The organism is Thauera sp. ZXT1-4, assembly GCF_052598215.2.
This window is the reverse complement of record NZ_JBQWSN020000082.1, coordinates 1-2194: the sequence shown is the minus strand read 5'-3', so window position 1 is coordinate 2194 and position 2194 is coordinate 1. Positions and strand designations below refer to the sequence as shown.

Below are 2194 nucleotides of genomic sequence, written 5' to 3'. Positions count from 1 at the left end.
GCGCTCAACGGCGATCGAGACGGTTCGTCGGACGCAGCAGTCAATCCGGTTTCTGATCGAGAAGAATCAGGAGTCGATGAGTCAGACGGGCACCGAGATTGAAGCCCTTGAGGATCGCGCAACGATGATTCCGTGCACCTGGCGTGACGGGCAGCAGGTGGGTGAGCAGCAGATGTACGTGAGTCCGGAAGAGCAGGCGCTGTTCGACAGCCTGTGAGTTCGCCGTCTGGCCGGAAGCAGCAAGGGGGGAGGGGAGACCTTCCCTTTTTTTTCGTCCAGCCGTTTCGCACTCTGTGCCGGAGGGGGCATGGAGAAGGTTCGTCCTGCTGCCAGTTCGGGTGTCGCCCATCGAGGTTCGTCCGTCTGACCGGGTGGGGCAACGGGAACGTCGTCCAGCCTGAAGGTCTGGGTGCGGCCCTGCGGTGTCATCCGTTCGGGCTGGAGGCTGCATGGAGGGTGCTTGTGGCGCCGTCTGCTTTGGGGTGGCCCTTCCGGTGAAATCCCTTGGGTTCGGATGCGAGGGAGGCGGCACCCAGTTCGCCGGCCCTGCCCAAGCGTCGTGGCCGGAGGCACCAACGGGGGTCTCGTCCATCCCCTTCAACGTCTGCGAGCCGCTCGGGATCGTCACCGAGGCCGGAAGCCCTGCTTGCCTTCTCTGCCAAACCGAACGGCGGTGGAGAAGGCCATCACGCCCGGAGGGAGCACGGCTCGTCGGTCCCGCTGGAACGGAGGGTGCGATCTGCGACGCGGCCCTGCCCGGGCGGACCCACCAGGTCGGAGGCCCCAACAAGGGGGGGCGGTTCAGCCTGCCCCGGATCGTTCGCCTTATGGCGTTACCGTAACGAAAGACGTTCAAGCCGGAGGGAACTGCGCTGTCGGATTGCGTCGGTCTGATGTCGTGGCTCGGAATTCCGTTCGGAGGGACAACGCCGTCCGCGCTTCAGGCGAGAGGGAGGTCTTCATCGATGAGGCGGCTCTGCCCTGGATGCAGTCGAGGGACGCCCTTGATCTGAGCCGGATGGGTGTCTGCGCGTTCGCCCCTTCGGTTTGGAGGCTGCAACGAGAAGGGGCTTCGGTCCTTTGGGCGGGAGGTGAGGCTTGCCGGGGCTTCCTTTGGGCAGGAGGCCGGGGCTGGACGCTACCCAGGTGCAGGACGAGGCTCGCCGGAATCGGCCCTGCCCGGAGTGCTTCGTTCCAGTCGGATGGTGCAAGGCGTCCTTCCTTCGGGCCGGAGGCGGATCGGGTGAAGCACAGAGGCCGGAGTGTTGCCGGTCGCCCTCGGGATGGAGGCCGCAACGGGGGTGTTCGTTCGGCTGGATGGATGGAGGCAGGCGCAGGGTCGGTCCTTGAGGCTGGATGGGAAGGGCGTGGAGATAACCCTTCGGAACAGAGGCCCGATGGTGCGGTGGCCAGGCAAGCCCAGGTGCGGGCGGTGTCTCGTTGGGCTGTCCTTCTGGACGGAGGCTGCAACGAGGGTGCTCGGGCGCCCACGACAAGGACTTCGCCGGCGGGGCGGTCTGCATCGAGCTCGGAAGCCCCTGCCTTTGTCTGCCAGACCGGTGTGCGTCTGAGCGGGCACTGCGGGCCGGGGTGGCGGTGGACGGCGAGTGCGCGGCGGGGTGGCGGTGGACGGTGGATCGGTGGCGGTGGCGCAGCGTGGAGCCGGCCGTAGGGGCGCCGTAGGGTGGGGCGGAGGACGGCTCAGGTTGGGCTGCCCAGGCCGGGTCCATCCCTTTGCCTGAAAGGTGGGTCGGGGCGTGCCTTTTGCCTCGGCCGGAGGATGGGTGTCTGCTGGCATTCACCTTCAGGTCGGTGGCCGCAGGGGGAAGGGCGGTCTGCCGTCTGTCTCGGAGGGCGGTGCCGGGTTCGGCCTTTGGGCTGGATGAAGCGGGGTGCGGGCATTCGGATCTGGGTCACGGCCGGCACACCCTCGGTTGTCAGGCTGCAGGGGGAAGGGCGTCCGGCCTTGTGCTGGGAGGGAAGCGGATGAGGGCCGGATGGGGCGGCAGGCCGTCCACGGGTGAGCCTTTCGCTCGGAGGCAGGACGAAGCAGCCGCTGTGTGTCAGGCCGGCGTCCGGGGGCAGGCTTCTGTCTGGAGGCTGCGGGCGAAGGGCATCTGAGCCGGAGGCCGCAACGAGGGGGGTGGGGCAGCCCTCGGTTCGGATGCGAAGCAGGAAGGCGTCCAGAGGGCTG

General features: G+C 67.7%; 1 pseudogene. It reads left to right on the top strand.

Annotated elements, in window-relative coordinates:
* Positions 1-217: pseudogene (locus tag ACUH78_RS19040) on the top strand (hypothetical protein); the annotation flags it as partial.
* Between the last annotated feature and the right edge of the window lie 1977 nt (positions 218-2194).